The organism is Synechococcus sp. MIT S1220 (genome assembly GCF_047303025.1).
In the GTDB taxonomy this organism is placed as follows: Bacteria; Cyanobacteriota; Cyanobacteriia; order PCC-6307; family Cyanobiaceae; genus Parasynechococcus.
In genome coordinates this window covers 3,124,881-3,142,038 of the sequence record NZ_CP138939.1, presented here as the reverse complement: position 1 = coordinate 3,142,038, position 17,158 = coordinate 3,124,881, and the positions used below count along the sequence as shown (strand labels likewise).

The 17,158-nt window shown below is 56.3% G+C and carries 18 protein-coding genes; 10 read left to right on the top strand and 8 right to left on the bottom strand.

Annotation, left to right across the window (positions count from 1 at the left end; genetic code table 11):
- Positions 1-100: 100 nt before the first annotated feature.
- Positions 101-958 (top strand): hypothetical protein, encoded by an 858-nt coding sequence (locus tag SIB64_RS15875; RefSeq protein ID WP_413441146.1) that lies wholly within the window; start codon positions 101-103, stop codon positions 956-958.
- A 29-nt stretch (positions 959-987) separates the two neighbouring features.
- Positions 988-1,209 carry a ferredoxin-thioredoxin reductase variable chain gene (locus SIB64_RS15870; protein ID WP_413443076.1) on the top strand — a complete coding sequence of 74 codons (222 nt, stop codon included), beginning with the start codon at positions 988-990 and terminating at the stop codon, positions 1,207-1,209.
- On the opposite strand, the gene pyrR is transcribed toward SIB64_RS15870, so the two are convergent.
- Complete coding sequence (gene pyrR, locus SIB64_RS15865; RefSeq protein ID WP_413441145.1) at positions 1,193-1,753, bottom strand: bifunctional pyr operon transcriptional regulator/uracil phosphoribosyltransferase PyrR; 561 nt, start codon at positions 1,751-1,753, stop codon at positions 1,193-1,195. The two genes, SIB64_RS15870 and pyrR, sit on opposite strands and share 17 nt — an antisense overlap.
- Positions 1,754-1,852: 99 nt before the next feature.
- Between pyrR and gpmI the strand changes: the two genes are divergently transcribed.
- The 3 genes from gpmI to SIB64_RS15850 all read left to right on the top strand — a co-directional run bounded on the left by gpmI (position 1,853) and on the right by SIB64_RS15850 (position 4,747).
- Positions 1,853-3,490 carry a 2,3-bisphosphoglycerate-independent phosphoglycerate mutase gene (gene gpmI, locus SIB64_RS15860; RefSeq protein ID WP_413441144.1) on the top strand — a complete coding sequence of 546 codons (1,638 nt, stop codon included), beginning with the start codon at positions 1,853-1,855 and terminating at the stop codon, positions 3,488-3,490.
- Positions 3,491-3,495: 5 nt separating this feature from the next.
- Complete coding sequence (gene secG, locus SIB64_RS15855) at positions 3,496-3,726, top strand: preprotein translocase subunit SecG (RefSeq protein ID WP_413441143.1); 231 nt, start codon at positions 3,496-3,498, stop codon at positions 3,724-3,726.
- Positions 3,727-3,886: 160 nt separating this feature from the next.
- On the top strand, positions 3,887-4,747 hold the full coding sequence (locus SIB64_RS15850; RefSeq protein ID WP_413441142.1) for a sulfotransferase domain-containing protein: 861 nt from the start codon (positions 3,887-3,889) through the stop codon (positions 4,745-4,747).
- A 156-nt stretch (positions 4,748-4,903) separates the two neighbouring features.
- Here SIB64_RS15850 and groL read toward each other — a convergent pair whose 3' ends face one another.
- Positions 4,904-6,538, bottom strand: a complete 1,635-nt coding sequence (gene groL / locus SIB64_RS15845; RefSeq protein WP_413441141.1) for a chaperonin GroEL — start codon at positions 6,536-6,538, stop codon at positions 4,904-4,906.
- Between the two features lie 50 nt (positions 6,539-6,588).
- Entirely contained in the window at positions 6,589-6,900 is a 312-nt protein-coding gene (gene groES, locus SIB64_RS15840) for a co-chaperone GroES (protein ID WP_413441140.1), read from the bottom strand.
- 222 nt (positions 6,901-7,122) lie between these two features.
- Between groES and atpD the strand changes: the two genes are divergently transcribed.
- Together atpD and atpC are read left to right on the top strand one after the other, a co-directional pair.
- A complete protein-coding gene (atpD, locus tag SIB64_RS15835; RefSeq protein ID WP_413441139.1) occupies positions 7,123-8,586 on the top strand; it encodes a F0F1 ATP synthase subunit beta in 1,464 nt (487 codons plus the stop codon).
- Between the two features lie 75 nt (positions 8,587-8,661).
- Entirely contained in the window at positions 8,662-9,072 is a 411-nt protein-coding gene (gene atpC / locus SIB64_RS15830) for an ATP synthase F1 subunit epsilon (protein WP_413441138.1), read from the top strand.
- Positions 9,073-9,319: 247 nt separating this feature from the next.
- On the opposite strand, the gene SIB64_RS15825 is transcribed toward atpC, so the two are convergent.
- Together SIB64_RS15825 and SIB64_RS15820 are read right to left on the bottom strand one after the other, a co-directional pair.
- Complete coding sequence (locus SIB64_RS15825; RefSeq protein ID WP_413441137.1) at positions 9,320-9,760, bottom strand: hypothetical protein; 441 nt, start codon at positions 9,758-9,760, stop codon at positions 9,320-9,322.
- Positions 9,761-9,884: 124 nt separating this feature from the next.
- Positions 9,885-10,415, bottom strand: a complete 531-nt coding sequence (locus tag SIB64_RS15820; RefSeq protein WP_413441136.1) for a 30S ribosomal protein PSRP-3 — start codon at positions 10,413-10,415, stop codon at positions 9,885-9,887.
- A gap of 101 nt (positions 10,416-10,516) precedes the next feature.
- Between SIB64_RS15820 and SIB64_RS15815 the strand changes: the two genes are divergently transcribed.
- Positions 10,517-11,242: a TIGR01548 family HAD-type hydrolase gene (locus SIB64_RS15815; protein ID WP_413441135.1), complete on the top strand. Its 726-nt coding sequence runs from the start codon at positions 10,517-10,519 to the stop codon at positions 11,240-11,242.
- Between the two features lie 49 nt (positions 11,243-11,291).
- Positions 11,292-12,467 (top strand): calcium:proton antiporter, encoded by a 1,176-nt coding sequence (locus tag SIB64_RS15810; protein WP_413441134.1) that lies wholly within the window; start codon positions 11,292-11,294, stop codon positions 12,465-12,467.
- Here SIB64_RS15810 and SIB64_RS15805 read toward each other — a convergent pair whose 3' ends face one another.
- Genes SIB64_RS15805 through gmd form a run of 3 tightly spaced genes read right to left on the bottom strand, consistent with a single transcriptional unit; the run spans position 12,468 to position 15,914 of the window.
- Positions 12,468-13,796 carry an aminopeptidase P N-terminal domain-containing protein gene (locus tag SIB64_RS15805; protein ID WP_413443075.1) on the bottom strand — a complete coding sequence of 443 codons (1,329 nt, stop codon included), beginning with the start codon at positions 13,794-13,796 and terminating at the stop codon, positions 12,468-12,470. It lies immediately after the preceding gene.
- A 37-nt stretch (positions 13,797-13,833) separates the two neighbouring features.
- Complete coding sequence (locus SIB64_RS15800) at positions 13,834-14,826, bottom strand: GDP-L-fucose synthase family protein (RefSeq protein WP_413441133.1); 993 nt, start codon at positions 14,824-14,826, stop codon at positions 13,834-13,836.
- Positions 14,826-15,914: a GDP-mannose 4,6-dehydratase gene (gmd, locus tag SIB64_RS15795; protein ID WP_413441132.1), complete on the bottom strand. Its 1,089-nt coding sequence runs from the start codon at positions 15,912-15,914 to the stop codon at positions 14,826-14,828. Before gmd ends, SIB64_RS15800 begins: the two co-directional genes overlap by 1 nt.
- Before the next feature lie 55 nt (positions 15,915-15,969).
- Here gmd and SIB64_RS15790 point away from each other — a divergent pair, with 55 nt between their 5' ends.
- On the top strand, positions 15,970-16,977 hold the full coding sequence (locus SIB64_RS15790) for a CNNM domain-containing protein (protein WP_413441131.1): 1,008 nt from the start codon (positions 15,970-15,972) through the stop codon (positions 16,975-16,977).
- Positions 16,978-17,158 lie beyond the last annotated feature (181 nt).

The following is a 17,158-nucleotide window of genomic DNA, read 5'->3' as shown; positions in this document are numbered from 1 at the left end:
CAGCCCCCGTTCAGCCAGCCGTCCGCTGAGATGGCCGTCCACACAGCGATGGTCTTTCTGAACAGGATCCATAGAACTATCGGAGCGACAGACACATCCTTTGGCGCCTCGACGCCATCCTCTACTCCGCTTGTGGATTGCCGTAACGATCAGCATCGTTGCGGCGATCGGCGGCACGGCCTGGTGGTGGGAGCAACAGTTACCTCGCAAATTGCAGGAAGCGTCCCGCGACGGCGATTTTGAAGCGTGTCTCAGGTTTGGGGAGCAGCTGGCGGCCCTGCGCTGGCTTGGTCAAGGAGCACCAGAGGAACAGGCGCTCTGCCGACGTCGCCAGGCAGAGCGTCTCTGGGCCAGCGGCGACGCCGATGCCGCCTTGACACTCCAACGCCAGCTTGTGCAACCCATCTCAGCCACAGAGGCGCAACAGGCAGGGGATCGGGCACGCTTAATCCGTTGGGAAAACGATTTGCGCGATCGATCTCTTGCCCTGTTTCGCGAGGGGCAACTCGATGCAGCCATCGCAGTGCTCAAACCACTGGAAACCAGCCTGGATTCAGCTGGCAGCACCCTCAGCGACACCTTGCGGCAAACCTGGAACCGAAACCTGTTGAATTACGAGAGATTGATCAAACTTGTTGATGACATGCGCTGGTGGGAAGCACTGGATTCCCTCAATCGTCTCGATCACCCCTGGTGGCAGAAACGATCGGAGCCCCAGCGCCGCACGATTGAAACCGCACTTGAGAAACGCGGCAGCGAGGAGGAGCACCAGCAACACGGCTCCGGACGCAACGATTTGATCAGCGGCGAAGCGCTTGAACGTGAGGTGCAAGTGGAACTCCAGGCTGGCATTGATCCCTGGGATGCCTTCCAATCCGCCTGCCGACGGCTTGGTGGTCAGGTTGTTGAGGACGGCCCCGAAAGCTTCTGTCGTCGCGATGGCGACAGTGGTTCGTGACAAAATGACCTCCAAACGTGCTGGATTTCATGCAGGCGGGAGACAAAGTGACCGTCGCGATGTCAGTTGTGGTCTTCAACCACCCGGAGCACCGCGGTGAAGCCCACGACCTAAAGGGCATCAGTGGTGAAGTCGTGAGCGTGCTTGATGACTGGAAGGGACGTCCGATCAGCCCAACTCTCCCAGTCGTGGTTGCCTTCGGTCGCTATAAGGCCCACTTTCGGGCCGACGAGCTCAATCCTGGAGGTTGAACCTTCGCAGGTAGACCCCCTCGTCCCCGTCCACATCTCTAAGCCGTAGTTCAATTGTTTCGCTGCGACGGGTCGGCACCACACGTCCACAGAAGTCAGGTTGGATCGGAAGTTCCCGATGGCCCCTGTCGACCATGGCCAGGAGCATCACCCGTTCAGCTCTACCCCAGCTTTGCAATGCCTCCAGGGCCGCACGCACGGTGCGGCCGGTGAAAATCACATCGTCGACAAGAACCACCTGCCTGCCCTCCACACTGGTGGGCAGGGTTGTCAGTTGCGGAAGACGGGTGCCGATGCGTTCCAGATCGTCGCGATGAAAGGTCGGATCGATCGCCCCTTGTGCAATGGAATGCCCGCTGAGCTGTTCCAGTTCCCGGGCCAGCACCTTGGAAAGCTGGACGCCTCGAGTGGGAATGCCGAGCAGCATCAAAGCGCGACTGTCGGCCACGTTCTCCAGCACCTGGGTGGCGAGGCGGACCAGGGTCCTTCCCAATTCTTGATCCGAGAGGATCTCGATCAATTCGTCGTCAGGAGTGGCGCTCATGGGTCCTTGGAGTTGTGGTGATCTCCGAAAAGAGAAGTTGGATGGCAGATGGAGCGTTAAGTTGATTTTGCAAAAGTCCTTAAGAACCGACGGTTGCGAGTGAACGAGGCAAGCAGCTCTACCAACGGTTCAGGGCGTTCCGCATCGACGCCACCCGTCGTGCTCACCATTCTTGATGGGTGGGGACACCGCAGCGAAAAGTCCCACAACGCGATTCGTCACGCTGAAACCCCAGTAATGGATGCCCTTTGGCATGCGTACCCCCACACGCTGATTCAGGCCAGTGGCGCCGATGTGGGTTTGCCTGATCAACAGATGGGCAATTCCGAGGTTGGACACCTCACGATCGGAGCAGGTCGGATTATCCGTCAGGAACTGGTTCGCATTGGTGATGCGGTCAGGAGCAATCAACTCAAGGAGACACCAGCCCTGGTTCAACTGGCCACTGACCTGCGCAGCCAAGGTGGGACCCTCCATCTGCTGGGACTCTGCTCGGACGGCGGTGTCCACAGCCATGTGGATCATCTCTGCGGCCTGCTCGACTGGGCGAATCAGGCTGGACTGGCCAAGGTGGCCATCCATGCCATCACCGATGGACGCGATACGCCAACGCAGAGTGCCTCCCGTTTCATCCAAAAGGTTCAGGACAAGATTTCCAGCACTGGACTGGGGGAAATCGCCAGCCTTTGCGGTCGTTACTGGGCAATGGATCGGGACAAGCGTTGGGATCGAATTGAGAAGGCTTACAACCTTTATACCGATCCGGATTGGCCGATCGAGAGCATTGCCCCGGAGGATGCTCTCAAGGCCAGCTACAGCAAAGGCGTCACTGATGAATTCCTCGAGCCGATTCGCCTCACTGCCAGCTCGATGCAGGATGGCGATGCTGTTCTGATGTTTAACTTCCGCCCGGATCGTGCTCGGCAGATCGTTCAGGCTCTTTGTCTCGACTCATTCAGTGATTTCCAGAGAAAACTGACGCCCAAAGTGAACATGGTGACCTTCACCCAGGTTGAGCAAGATTTACCGGTCACAGTGGCTTTCCCCCCCGAACCACTGAACAACCTGCTGGGCCAGGTTGTCGCCGATGCAGGACTGCTCCAGTACCGCACCGCTGAAACAGAAAAATACCCGCATGTGACCTACTTCCTCAACGGTGGGATCGAAAAACCACTCCCCGGTGAAGACCGTCATCTCGTGCCATCTCCAAGAGTTGCAACTTACGACCTATCTCCTGCAATGTCGGCTGATCAGCTCACTGACAGCTGTATTCAGGCGATTCAGAAAGGCATTTATTCTTTAATTGTTATCAACTATGCAAACCCTGACATGGTTGGTCACACCGGCGTCATGGACGCTGCCACTGAAGCGATCAACAAAGTGGATTCCTGTATCGGTCGATTACTGGATGCAGTGGGACGACAGGGTGGGACATTGCTCATCACAGCAGATCACGGCAACGCTGAGCTAATGCAGGGACCTGATGGCCAGGCCTGGACTGCTCACACCACCAATCCAGTTCCAGTGATCTTGGTGGAAGGGGAACGAAGAAAACTCCCCGGACATGGTAATGCTATCAATCTCCGTGCCAACGGTGGACTCGCGGACATTGCCCCAACACTTCTGGATATTCTCAACTTGCAAAAGCCTGCAGCGATGACAGGCATCAGCCTGATTGAACCGATCTCCAGTGTTGATCCGTCCATGATCTCTGCCCGTCTTCCAATTTCCGTCTGATCACGATGTTGACAACGATTCTTTCCTGGACCTGGATTGGCACTGGACTGCTCCTCATCCTTCTTGTTTTACTGCACAGTCCCAAGGGAGACGGCATGGGTGGGCTCGCTGCAAGTGGAAGCTCAATGTTCAGTAGCGCCAGTAGTGCTGAATCCACTCTCAACAGATTTACATGGACTTGCTTGGCCATTTTTCTAAGTCTTGCGGTGATTCTCTCTGCAGGTTGGTTGAGTTGAAATATGAGGCTGTCATATTTCAACAATGCTCCCAAAACAGACAATTTTCATGGGACCATTTGGTCTTGTTGATATCAGTTCAGTTTTCAGTCAAATGATCATGCGCAAAAAGTGTTTCCAATACTTGTGTGCTTAAATTACCCACGGAACTCGGCGCCCCATGAAGAGAGGAAAGACATTCATCCTTGGCATTGGTGCGCAGAAGGCAGGAACAACCTGGCTGGAAGCTCAATTTTCCAAGGAAGATTTTTTTAGCAACGATCAAGTTAAGGAATATCATGTTTTCAACAGGCTCTCTTGTTTGTCGCCAGGCAAAACTCAACAACTGATTCTCAATCGAACCAAGGGAAGTAGATCGTTGAAATCCGATATGAGCTTGATCAAGAAGCGTGAAGCAATGCGGCTTAGGCCGCAACTTTATTTTGATCACTTTGACTATATCTATTGTCGCGATCTAAATATTACACACGTTAGTGATATTACCCCTGATTATGCAGTGCTTCCAAAAAAAATCTTTCGGCTCATCAAAAAAGGGCTGGAAGTCAAGGGCTTCAACGTCAAGGTTGTGTTTCTCATGAGAGACCCTGTCGAGCGTGCCTGGTCCCATCTCAGAATGATCAATCGTCTCAATCATGAAAGAAAAGGTGCGCCGAAGATATTGCCAGACGTTGAATTTGAGCAGCTGAAAAAATTTCACAAAAGCAGCCACTGTTCCTCTCGAACAAGATATCAGAAAACCTGTTCTATTATTGAAAAGGTGTTTCCCCGGAATGATATTTATTATGGCTTTTACGAGACACTTTTTAATCAGGCGGAAATCAACAGGCTTACAGACTTCCTTGAAGCTCCGCGTCTGTCACCAGATTTCAATCAGGTTGTTCATGCCTCTCCAAAGCCCCAAGTGTCAGTCAAAGGAATGGATGAACTCATTAACAACATGAGGTCATTTTATGACTCAACATATCAATGGGCAAATCGTCGATTTCCATCAACAATTCCCGATCGCTGGATGCGGGCCTAGTGATTCATTGTTCTGTCCAATCAATGTGGAGTCAGCCAGCTGATTCTGACATTTTGAACGAAGTCGATTTAAAAGCGAAAAAAAAGCGCCCCCGAAGGGGCGCCGCCAGACGTTGAATTGAGCCGATTTGAGATTCCGAAGAATCGCAAAATAAGATCAATAATCGAAGTCTCCGCCACCCATGCCGCCTCCGGCAGGAGCAGCTTCTTTTTTCTCAGGCAGATCAGCAACAATGCACTCAGTGGTCAGAACCATGCCGGCGATTGATGCGGCATTCTGCAGGCCGGAACGCGTCACCTTGGCCGGATCCACGATCCCTGCGCCGAGCATGTCGACATAGTCACCTGTGGCTGCGTTGTACCCCTCGCTGATTGGACGGGATTTCACGTTCTCAGCAACTACAGCTCCATTGGCGCCTGCATTTTCAGCGATGCGCATCAGGGGTGCCGTCAGAGCGGCGGCAACGATGTTGGCGCCGATCAGTTCCTCTCCGGTGAGGCTGCTGTTGGCCCATTCCTCAAGAGAGGGTGCCAGGTGGGCCAAGGTCGTGCCACCACCGGGGACGATGCCTTCTTCGACAGCTGCCTTGGTGGCATTGATGGCATCTTCAAGACGAAGCTTTTTGTCCTTCATCTCGGTTTCCGTGGCAGCGCCGACCTTCACCACAGCAACACCACCGGCAAGCTTGGCCAGGCGCTCCTGCAGTTTCTCCTTGTCGTAGGTCGAGTCGGTCTCGTCCATCTGCTTCTTGATCTGCTCGCAACGCTTCTGCACTTCAGCTTCGTTGCCCTCGGCCACGATGGTGGACGTGTCCTTGTTGATGGTGACGCGGCGTGCGGTTCCGAGCATTTCGAGCTTGGCATTCTCAAGCTTTAGACCGGCATCCTCAGTAATCATCTGACCATTGGTCAGAGCTGCCATGTCTTCCAGCATGGCTTTGCGGCGGTCACCGAAACCTGGAGCCTTCACAGCCGCCACATTGAGAACACCACGCAGACGGTTCACAACCAAGGTGGCGAGTGCTTCTTTCTCGATGTCCTCAGCAATGATCAGAAGAGGCTTGCCAGTGCGCTGAACCTGCTCCAAAACTGGAATCAGGTCCTGAACCATGCCGATTTTCTTGTCGGTGAGGAGGATGTACGGCTCGTCGAGGACGGCTTCCATCCGCTCGGTGTCGGTGGCGAAGTACGGAGAGATGTAGCCCTTGTCGAAGCGCATGCCCTCGGTGACCTCAAGCTCGGTCTCCATAGACTTGCCCTCTTCGAGGGAAATCACGCCCTCCTTGCCGACCTTATCCATGGCATCGGCGATCATCTTGCCCACTTCGTCGTCGTTGCCGGCGGAAATGGTGCCGACCTGAGCGATGGCGTTGCTGTCAGCAATCGGTTTGGCCTGTTCCTTGATCTTGCCAACGAGGAAGTCAGAAGCCTTGTCAATACCCTTCTTCAAGGTGATGGCATTGGCTCCTGCTGCGACGTTGCGCAGGCCAGCTTTGACCATTGCATGAGCGAGGACGGTGGCGGTGGTGGTGCCATCACCGGCGGCATCATTCGTTTTGGAGGCCGCTTGACGGATCAGGGCCACACCGGTGTTCTCGATGTGATCCTCTAATTCGATCTCTTTGGCGATCGTGACACCGTCATTAATGATCTGGGGAGCACCAAATTTTTTCTCCAACACCACGTTGCGGCCCTTGGGTCCAAGGGTGACGGCAACCGACTCGGCAAGGATATCGATGCCCTTTTCGAGAGCGCGGCGTGCATTCTCGTTGTAAATGATGCGCTTAGCCATGAAAGGCAGTCCTTTAAGTAGTAGAGGTTTTCAGAAATCGCTGAGCAAGCTCAGTTGACGATGGCCAGGATGTCTTTCTCGGTGAGAAGAACGTATTCATCACCACCAAGCTTGATATCGGTGCCTGCGTACTTGCTGTAGAGCACTTTGTCGCCTACGCCAACTTCGGGGGCCTGGCGGCTGCCGTCGTCATTGCACTTGCCTGGGCCGACCTGAACAACTTCGCCCACCTGGGGCTTTTCCTTAGCCGTGTCTGGCAGAAGAATGCCGCCGGCGGTCTTCTCCTCGGATTCGGAGACTTTGACGAACACGCGGTCACCGAGAGGCTTAACGGTTGAGACGCTGAGAGAAACAGCTGCCATGAGATCTTGCGGGAGCAGGGACAAGGCGCAGAAGCGCCACCTATCGACACGAGCTGGCACTCTGCGCCGATGAGTGCCAACGTATGAAGCAGTGGATCCCTTGCGCCACTGCAAATCTGTGCGGGTGACCGAACCTCCTGTTCTCTACCTTGAGAGTGGTAAGGTTGCGCCGCTCTCAAAGGGCCCGAGCGCGCTGCGCCTCAACCCGCTTCCTTCCTTCTTATGGTCGCTTCTGCTCCTGCATCCGCCGGCACCAAGGGCGTTGTTCGCCAGGTGATTGGCCCGGTTCTGGACGTGGAATTCCCCGCCGGGAAACTGCCAAAGATCTATAACGCTCTCCGTATTGAGGCCAAGAATCCCAGTGGTCAAATCGTTGCTCTGACTGCTGAAGTTCAGCAACTTCTGGGTGATCATCGTGTCCGTGCTGTCTCGATGAGCAGCACCGATGGTCTGGTTCGCGGCATGGAGGCCGTTGACACAGGATCTGCCATCTCCGTGCCCGTTGGGGAGGCCACCCTCGGCCGAATCTTCAATGTGCTTGGTGAGCCCGTCGACGAGCAGGGACCGGTGAATGCCACCGCAACGGCACCGATTCACCGTGATGCTCCCAAGCTGATCGAACTGGAAACCAAGCCCAAGGTTTTCGAAACTGGGATCAAGGTGATCGATCTTCTCGCTCCTTATCGCCAGGGGGGCAAGGTTGGTCTGTTCGGTGGAGCTGGTGTCGGCAAAACCGTGCTGATTCAGGAGCTGATCAACAACATCGCCAAAGAACATGGTGGTGTTTCCGTGTTTGGAGGCGTTGGTGAGCGCACCCGTGAAGGAAATGACCTCTACGAGGAATTTAAAGAATCCGGAGTGATCAACTCTGATGATCTCTCCAAATCCAAGGTGGCTCTTTGCTACGGCCAGATGAACGAGCCTCCTGGCGCCCGGATGCGCGTCGGCCTCTCAGCTCTGACCATGGCAGAGCACTTCCGCGACGTGAACAAGCAGGACGTTCTCCTATTTGTCGACAACATCTTCCGCTTCGTTCAGGCCGGCTCCGAGGTGTCAGCACTGCTCGGTCGCATGCCTTCTGCAGTGGGTTACCAGCCCACCCTGGGGACAGACGTTGGAGCCCTGCAGGAGCGTGTTGCTTCAACACTTGAGGGATCCATTACGTCCATTCAGGCTGTCTACGTTCCCGCTGATGACCTGACTGACCCCGCTCCCGCCACCACATTTGCTCACCTGGATGCCACCACGGTTCTGAACCGTGCCCTGGCTTCAAAAGGCATCTACCCCGCAGTCGATCCCCTCGACTCCACCAGCACCATGCTTCAGCCTTCGGTTGTTGGAGACGAGCATTACAAGGTTGCCCGGGCTGTTCAGTCCACTTTGCAGCGGTACAAGGAACTCCAGGACATCATTGCAATTCTTGGTTTGGACGAACTCTCTGAAGACGATCGTCAGACTGTTGATCGTGCACGCAAAGTTGAAAAGTTCCTTTCACAGCCCTTCTTTGTTGCTGAAATCTTCACTGGGATGTCTGGTAAGTACGTGAAGCGGGAAGAGACGATCGCTGGCTTCACTCAAATTCTTGCCGGCGAGCTCGACGATTTGCCTGAACAGGCCTTCTATCTGGTTGGGAACATTGAAGAAGTCAAGGCAAAGGCTGAGAAGATCGCTGCTGAATCCAAGTGAGGTTGAAGGGGAGTGTGCGCACTCCCCATACCAGTTGTTCTTCGCCATTCATTTCTCACTTACGAGCCAAGGATCATGTCCCTCACCCTGCGCGTACTCGCACCCGATAAGAACGTCTTCGATGGCAGCGCCGATGAAGTAATTCTGCCTAGCACTACTGGTCAGCTTGGAGTCCTTCCAGGACATATCTCTCTGCTGACAGCCATCGATGTCGGTGTTCTGCGCGTTCGTGCAGATGGAGGTTGGAATTCCATTGCTTTGATGGGCGGTTTCGCAGAAGTCGATTCCAATGAAGTCACTGTGTTGGTGAACAACGCGGAACTTGGCAGTGCAATTGATCGTGGAGCTGCTGAAACTGAGTTTCAAAAAGCCAGTTCAGCTGTAGCCAATATGGAAGGGCAGCCCGCTTCCCCTGAAAAGGTCAAAGCCCAACAGCTATTGAATGAGGCACGTGCCCGCATGCAAGCCAGCAAAACATCTGATTGACGGGACAAGTCAGCTGAGGCATTCATTAAAACTGGAGCCCTTAGCTCCAGTTTTTTGATGTCAGAACATCTGACGACGCAGGACCTCCATCTTCCGGTTGGTCATGGAATCACTGTCCTGGTGGACACCATCCCAGAACGGAACGTCGAGGAACTGGGCCAATCTTTCACCATAGCGGCGTAGCGCTGCAAGATCAGCATGATCAATCAGATTGAGCCGTCCACCGTGGTGGTTGACCAGATTGAGCTCATCGCTGGTGCAAAACCAGCGATGACGGAGATGGGACAGACCCTGAAGCGCGAATCCCCCTGAGCCGGCCACTGATGCTCGATGCCGACCCCCCGCTCCAGGCTGGCCGCTGCTCCCAGAAACGACCCGTTCGACAATCAAAGATCACCGTTCGCAGGGTGAGGGCAAAGATCGGTATGGCGATCAGCAGAATCGTCAGCCAGCCGAGGACTGGAATCAGCGCACTCCCTGACGAGGCGCTATCCCGAGCGATCTGCCAGACCAGCAGGGTCAGACCAGTCTTCGCGCTGATCAGCAGCAGGGGCCAATGATTGGGGAGATTCGGATGCAATGCCGCCCAGCCGTCAGCAGCATGAACCTCCAGACGATGGGTGCGCCAGGCGTGACCGTTGCGGACTAGTGGCGTCCAACTGGTGCGGTCCAGCACAGGATCATCCATCCATGGCACAGGTCAGAAATGGCAGCCGAGCCACTCCAACCTGACAGCAGTCAGAAAAAAGCAGACAAATAAAAAAACGACCTGCTGAGCAGGCCGTTGTAAGCAATAGAAATGATGGAGGTGCTCATGCGGTTCCGCAGAAGGTGACGTCAGGGAATTTGGCTTTGGCGTCATCGAGGCTCTTGCCTTTACCTTCCTCCTGCCAATAATTGATCACTTCAGTGGCCTTATTCAGGACCTCGACACGCTCGTTATCAGTGATCCAGCTCTTGCCTTCCAGTTCGGTTTTCAGCGTTTCCCAGGCATCTTCACGGGGCCAGAAAAAATAAGCTGTTAGCGGACTTGGTCCACCACCAACAATCTGATCAACCGCCAGAGCAACGTTGTCGGGTAGCCAGAGAATCTTCAGCAGGAACCGACCCTCATCAGCCTTGGGGGTGTAGCCAGAGGGAACGCCATCGGCATCGATCGTGGCCGACGCCAGAGCGGCTGCTCCACCGCGCAGTACCGGACGGCCTTCAGTCTCTCCTTCACTGGATGCAGCAGGCTCCTTCTCTCCCCCCTGCTTTTTCTCAGCTTCAGCTGCCGTGTTGGCCTCTACGGCCGCTGTTGCGACCTCTTGTTCGGTGGTGGCAGCGCCTTCGGAGACCGTCATGGTGTCAGCGCTCAAAGCAACAATTCAAACAACTAACCTACCAGCCGCTCCCTCCATCTCGACCGCTGAATTTCACTGTTCTGCTGTTTGATATTGATGGTGTGATCCGGGATGTGGCCGGCAGTTACCGCCGTGCTCTGCAGGACACCGTTGCCCATTACTGCGGCTGGAGGCCGGATGCCCAGATCATCGATGCCCTCAAATCCGAAGGACTCTGGAACAACGATTGGGATGCCAGCATCGAGTTAATCCGCCGTCATGGCAGTGCTGCACCCGAACGTGATGCCCTGATTAGGATTTTTAGCGGGTTTTACTTCGGTGGGGACCCCGATGGCAATTCAGCTCAATGGGATGGATTCATCCGCGACGAACCGTTGCTGGTGGATGCAGCGTTCTTCACGCAACTGACGGAACGTGGCTGCCGCTGGGGTTTCGTCAGTGGTGCGGAGCCTCCATCAGCACGCTTCGTCCTGAACCAACGCCTGGGGCTCAAGGATCCACCCCTAATCGCAATGGGCGATGCTCCGGACAAACCAGATCCCACAGGATTGATTTGTCTCACCGATCAATTATCTGCGGGGGATCATCCTGAAACTGTCTTTTACATCGGCGATACCGTTGCTGACGTTCAGACAGTCTTGAACGCACGAACGGAGCGAGCCGACGTCCCCTGGAGAAGTCTGGCGGTGCCTCCTCCCCACGTTCTCAACAATCCTGAGGTACGACCGGCCTATGAGGCGCGCCTTCGAGAGGCCGGAGCTGACCAAATTCTCAGCAGCACCATGTCTGTTCTGGCGATGCTGCGCAGTCATCCGTCCACTCTGTAACTGACAACGCCTGCTGTGCAGAGCACAATCACCGGGTCAAACCAAGACCATGACGTCGTTGCTCCGCTTCGCACCGCTTCTGCTCGGGTTGGCCTCTTTGGCCCTGCTGGAGTTCACATCGATCATCAGCTGGCTTGAGATCCAGAGCACAGCCATTGTCATCACTGGTCTGGCGATCCTCAGCACTGTTGTTGTGGTGCTGTCCAAGAACGTTGCCGATTACGCCGACGAAGTCTCTGAGGTGATCGGCCAACCGATCGGCACCCTTGTGCTCACAGGGTCTGTGATCACCATCGAGCTGGCTCTCGTCGCCAGCACCATGCTGAAAGGGGAGGCGAACCCGACACTGGCCCGCGATTCGATGTTCTCGGTGCTGATGATCGCGCTGACGGGCGTGACAGGCATCTGCAACATCATCGTGGCGATCCGCCAAGGCCGTATGGCCTTGGAAGACGACGGATTGATCGACGCCGATGAACTCGCCACCACCAACCTGGTCGGTTCGAACACGTATTTCCTGATGATCAGCACCATGAGTGTGCTGGCCCTGATTATTCCGAACTTCAGCCCCACAACGAGCGAGGCCAACTTCAGCACCCCTGTGAATGTGGTCCTCTCGATCGTGGCTGTTGGTGTCTACGCCATCTTCCTCACAGCGCAGATGAGTAGTTACAGCACCCTGTTTTCCGAGGTGATGCCCGATCTGATCCGTCCTCAGGAAGCGGCTTCAGGGGATGGGCCCCTCCAGGAGATTGTTCAAAGCGAGGAGACCACCGAAACGGCACCTTCGCTCCAGGCCTCTGCCCTGATGCTGATGGCGGGATTGCTGGTTGTGGTTCTGATCTCCGAATCGATGGGCCATCTGATCGAAACCGGCATCACAGATCTGGGACTGCCCAGCTCCCTTGCAGGCGCACTCGTGGCTCTGCTGATCCTGGCGCCAGAAGCCCTGAATTCCATTCAAGCCTCGATCAGCGGTGAAATGCAGCGTTCGATCAACACCCTTTATGGATCGGTTCTGGCGACCGTGAGCCTGACGGTGCCCGCTGTGCTGGCGATCGGCGAAATCACGCATACACGCGTGATTCTTGGCCTGGATCCATTCAGTTCCGTCCTGCTGGTTCTGACCCTGTTCCTGCTGCGACCGATGCCGAGACTCACAGGCATCGAAGGGCTGATGCGCTTGGTTGTGTTTGGCTTCTGGCTCCTGCTTCAGGTGTTCTGATCAGCAGCGTTCCATCGCATCCACCGCCTTTAAAGCCGAGGCTGTCAGCACGTCATGGCCCTCGGCGGTCACCGCTACATCGTCCTCGATCCGGATCCCGATCCCCTTCCAGCGATCGTCGATCTCCGGCTGCCCTTCAGGAACCTTCAACCGTTCGCTGATATACAGGCCGGGCTCAACAGTGAGCACCATGCCCGGTTCCAGGGTGGCGGGTTGTTCTCCGAGGCGGTAGGCGCCCACGTCATGGACATCCAATCCCAGCCAGTGGCCGGTGCGATGCATGTAGAGATGGCGATAGTCGCCCCTCTCGATCAGTCCATCGACCTCCCCCACCAGCAGGCCAAGCTCCACAAGCCCTTCCACCAGAACCCTTAGAGCTGTGGCGTGAACCTCCTCTGCGGTTCCGCCAGGCTGAACCATATCCACCGCAGACTCCTGTGCTTCCAGAACCAGGCTGTAGAGGTCGCGCTGCTCAGCTGTAAACCGACCGTTCACCGGAAAGGTTCTGGTGATGTCTCCGTTGTAGTAATCCTCCAGGGAGCAGCCTGCATCGATCAATAAAAGATCCCCGTCCTGCAACGGTGCGGTGTTCGCGGTGTAGTGGAGGACACAAGCGTTATCCCCCCCTGCGACGATCGATCCATAGGCCGGCCCCCGGGCACCACGAGCTCGGAAATGAGCCTCAATGGCGGCCTGCACCTCCGATTCCCTCATGCCGGGTTGCGTGATCGAGCGGGCCAGCTCATGGGCTTCCGCCGAGATGCGACAGGCTTCCCGCAAGCGGTCCAATTCATGAGGTTCCTTTCGCAAACGCAACCGATGCAGGATCGGCGTCGGCGCCACCAGCCCAAGTGCCGCAGTGCCGGTCCGTGCGAACTGATCGAGTTGCCTTCCCCAGGCGGAGAGAACCAGTGGCTCCACTGCAGGATGACGACCGATTCGGAACGCGATCGCCTCAGCTCCCGCCAGATATTGGGGGAGCTTTTCCGAGAGCTGGTCTAAGGGATGGGCGATCTCAGCGCCGTAGTGCTCGACTGCTCCTTCAGTCCCCCAACGGAACCCCGTCCACACCTCAGCAGCAGGGTCTTTCGGCTGCACAAACAGCACAAACCTTTCGCCCTCGGGTCGGTGTGGGAGGAGTAGGGCCACCGCATCTGGTTCATCAAAACCGGTCAGGTAAAAGAAATCGCTGTCTTGACGAAAGGGCCACTCGCAGTCGGCATGGTGGGTCGTTAACGCTGCCGCTGGGATCACAGCAGCGGCCGCACCAAGCTCCGCCATCAATCGATCACGCCGCGCTTCAAAAAGGGTGTGATCGATCTCGGCCACTGAACCACCAATGTTCACGGTTCAACAGGATGGCAGCTCACCCTCGCAGTCGTTGCTCAGCCAGAGCGGCTTTGAAATCCTCATAGGCCAAACCGAGACCCTCCTTTAAGGGAATGCGCGCTCGCCAGCCCATCGCTTGCAGGCGCTCCACGTTCAACTGTTTTTTCGGGGTGCCATCTGGCTTTGAGGTGTCCCAGTGAATGGAGCCTTCAAAACCAACTGTTGCTGCTACCTGCTCGGCCAGAGCACGGATGCTGAGGTCCACGCCGGTGCCCACATTGAGAAACGCCAACGGTTCTCCCGCAGCATTGCGCGGGGCATCGTCCGCTAGGGCGCTCCAGTTCTCCAGGGCAAAAACACAGGCGTCGCCGAGGTCGTCGGCATGGAGAAATTCCCGTAGAGGCGTCCCGCTTCCCCAGCAGGTCACCATCGAATCTCCCTGGGTCTTGGCTTCATGGAACCGACGCAACAACGCCGGCAGCACATGGCTGTTGGTGGGGTGATAGTTATCGCCGGTACCGTAGAGATTCGTCGGCATCAGACTGATCGCATCAAATCCGTGCTGACGTCTCAGTGCTTCACAGAGTTTGATGCCGCTGATCTTTGCGATGGCGTACCACTCATTGGTGGGCTCTAGAGCGCCGGTCAGGAGCGCTTCCTCACGGATCGGCTGAGCTGCGAATTTCGGATAGATGCAGCTACTCCCCAAAAACAACAGTCGCCGAACTCCTGCCTGCCAGGCGGATTCGATGACATGCGTTTGTATCTTCAGGTTATCGAGCAGGAAGTCAGCTGGATGGTCGTTGTTGGCTTGGATGCCACCAACCCTGGCTGCTGCCAGCACCACCACATCAGGCTGATGCTGGTGCATCCACGTCTTTACGGCAGCACGGTCGAGGCAGTCCAGCTCAGCTCGTGCGGGGGGCAGCACTTGGCGGTAACCACGCCGCAGCAGCCGTCGTGTGATCGCGCTGCCCGCCATCCCACCGGCACCACAGACGGCGATGCGATCGGATTCTGCGATCAGCATCACTCGTGTGCCCCCACCACTTCGAATCCCTTGCGCCGCAGATAAGCCTCTTTTTTCGCCTCCTGCTGATCTGTCGCGACCATGTCAGCGACCAGTTCCTCCAGCGTGGTGGTCGGAGTCCAGCCCAGTTTTTCCTTCGCTTTGGTGGGATCTCCGAGCAAGGTGTCCACCTCTGCAGGGCGGAAATAACGGGGATCGATGCGCACCACCACCGCTCCGGTGTCAGGTCTTCGCCCGATCTCTTCATGGCCCTCCCCCTCCCAATCAATCCCCCCCCAGCCAATGCTGATCGCGGTTAGCTCGATGAACCGACGCACACTCTCCTGGCGCCCGGTGGCAATCACAAAATCCTCAGGGGCCTCTTGCTGCAGCATCCGCCACTGCATTTCCACGTAGTCACGGGCATGCCCCCAATCGCGCTTGGAATCCAGGTTGCCCATGTAGAGGCAATCTTCGAGGGACGCATCGATTCGACACAGGCCACGGGTGATCTTGCGCGTGACAAAGGTCTCTCCGCGTCGGGGACTTTCGTGGTTGAACAACACCCCGTTACAGGCGTACATCCCGTAGGACTCGCGGTAATTGACCGTGATCCAGTAGGCGTACAACTTGGCGACGCCATAGGGACTGCGCGGATAGAAGGGGGTTGATTCCTTTTGGGGAGTTTCCTGGACCAGGCCGTAGAGCTCACTGGTGCTGGCCTGATAGATCCGGGTTTTCTCGGTTAGCCCGAGCATTCGCACCGCCTCGAGGATGCGAAGGGTGCCAAGAGCGTCGCTATTGGCGGTGTATTCCGGCGCCTCAAAACTCACCGCCACATGGCTTTGGGCGCCGAGGTTGTAGATCTCATCAGGCTGCACCTGCTGAATGATGCGAATCAGATTGGTGCTGTCGGTCAGATCGCCGTAGTGAAGGATCAGCCGCGGATTTTCATCATGGGGATCCTGATAGAGGTGGTCGATCCGGCTTGTGTTGAAGCTGCTTGCACGGCGTTTGATGCCATGCACCTCATACCCCTTCTCCAGCAAAAGCTCCGCCAGATAACTCCCGTCCTGGCCTGTGATACCAGTGATCAGTGCCTTCTTCATGGGCGGAAAGTATCACGGGCCTCGATAGAGTGATTAGGTCGCGCTGCAGCGCTGGATGGGGACGAATACCGACCTTCTGGTGTTGCTTTTGCTTGTGCTTGTGGTGCTGTTGGGTTCCGCACTCTGTTCAGGTGTGGAGGCGGCACTGCTCACGGTCAACCCGATTCGCATCCATGAACTTGCTGCCCGCAGTCGGCCGATCGCGGGTGCAAGGCGACTGGCCAAACTCCGGCAGCGTTTGGGTCGAACCCTCTCAGTGCTGGTCATCGCGAACAACGGATTCAATATTTTCGGCAGTTTGATGTTGGGTGGCTATGCCGCCTGGGTGTTCGAGAAACGCGGTATCGGTGGTGTAGCCCTGCCGCTTTTTTCCGTGAGCCTCACCGTTTTGGTGATGCTGCTGGGGGAAATCCTGCCGAAAGCCTTGGGAAGTCGTTTCGCGATGCCCGTATCCCTTAGTGCTGCACCGGTTCTGCATTGGCTCGGTTTGCTGCTGAACCCCTTGGTGCTGCTGCTGGAGCGTCTGCTCCCCGCGATCACGGCGGAAGCAGAAATCAGCACGAATGAAGAAGAGATTCGTCTGCTGGCCAGGCTTGGTTCCCAAAAAGGGGTCATCGAGGCTGATGAAGCGGCCATGATCGGAAAGGTTTTCCAGCTGAACGACCTCACAGCCCGTGACCTGATGACCCCGCGCGTTGCAGCGCCAACCCTGGATGGCAGTCTCAATTTGGACGCCCATCGCAGCGTTCTGCTCGCAAACAATGCCCCTTGGTGGGTGGTGCTTGGCGATCAGGTTGACAAGGTGCTTGGGGTGGCCAGCAGGGAACGCCTGCTCACTGCCCTGCTTGAAAACCGTGGTTTTCTGATGCCCGTGGATCTGAGCGAAACGGTCGAATACGTACCGGAGATGATCCGTGCCGACCGCCTGCTGACAGGTTTCCGCCGCGACAGTGAGAGTGTGCGTGTCGTGGTGGATGAATTCGGCGGCTTCGTTGGCGTGATCGGAGCGGACGCTGTCTTGGCTGTGCTTGCGGGTTGGTGGCGTAAACCCTCAACGTCATGAATTGCCTGTCCAAATCTGAAAAGAGATGCATGCCTCAGCAAGCGAAGACGATGATCGATCCAATCAAGCCTCTGCATTCTCTTATTGACGGAAAACAGTGGCCAGGGCGCTATGGGAGCCATCGACCTTGCTGCCACTCTTAAGCTGCTCCCATGGGGAGAGATCCTTACAACATGGCGTT

What these genes read in the sequence shown, in the direction of transcription:
- SIB64_RS15870 (WP_413443076.1), top strand. Translation starts at nt 988, where the DNA reads ATGCAGGCGGGAGACAAAGTGACCGTCGCGATGTCAGTTGTGGTCTTC.
- pyrR (WP_413441145.1), bottom strand. Translation starts at nt 1,753, where the DNA reads ATGAGCGCCACTCCTGACGACGAATTGATCGAGATCCTCTCGGATCAA.
- secG (WP_413441143.1), top strand. Translation starts at nt 3,496, where the DNA reads ATGTTGACAACGATTCTTTCCTGGACCTGGATTGGCACTGGACTGCTC.
- SIB64_RS15850 (WP_413441142.1), top strand. Translation starts at nt 3,887, where the DNA reads ATGAAGAGAGGAAAGACATTCATCCTTGGCATTGGTGCGCAGAAGGCA.
- groL (WP_413441141.1), bottom strand. Translation starts at nt 6,538, where the DNA reads ATGGCTAAGCGCATCATTTACAACGAGAATGCACGCCGCGCTCTCGAA.
- groES (WP_413441140.1), bottom strand. Translation starts at nt 6,900, where the DNA reads ATGGCAGCTGTTTCTCTCAGCGTCTCAACCGTTAAGCCTCTCGGTGAC.
- atpD (WP_413441139.1), top strand. Translation starts at nt 7,123, where the DNA reads ATGGTCGCTTCTGCTCCTGCATCCGCCGGCACCAAGGGCGTTGTTCGC.
- atpC (WP_413441138.1), top strand. Translation starts at nt 8,662, where the DNA reads ATGTCCCTCACCCTGCGCGTACTCGCACCCGATAAGAACGTCTTCGAT.
- SIB64_RS15825 (WP_413441137.1), bottom strand. Translation starts at nt 9,760, where the DNA reads ATGGATGATCCTGTGCTGGACCGCACCAGTTGGACGCCACTAGTCCGC.
- SIB64_RS15820 (WP_413441136.1), bottom strand. Translation starts at nt 10,415, where the DNA reads ATGACGGTCTCCGAAGGCGCTGCCACCACCGAACAAGAGGTCGCAACA.
- SIB64_RS15810 (WP_413441134.1), top strand. Translation starts at nt 11,292, where the DNA reads ATGACGTCGTTGCTCCGCTTCGCACCGCTTCTGCTCGGGTTGGCCTCT.
- SIB64_RS15800 (WP_413441133.1), bottom strand. Translation starts at nt 14,826, where the DNA reads ATGCTGATCGCAGAATCCGATCGCATCGCCGTCTGTGGTGCCGGTGGG.
- gmd (WP_413441132.1), bottom strand. Translation starts at nt 15,914, where the DNA reads ATGAAGAAGGCACTGATCACTGGTATCACAGGCCAGGACGGGAGTTAT.
- SIB64_RS15790 (WP_413441131.1), top strand. Translation starts at nt 15,970, where the DNA reads ATGGGGACGAATACCGACCTTCTGGTGTTGCTTTTGCTTGTGCTTGTG.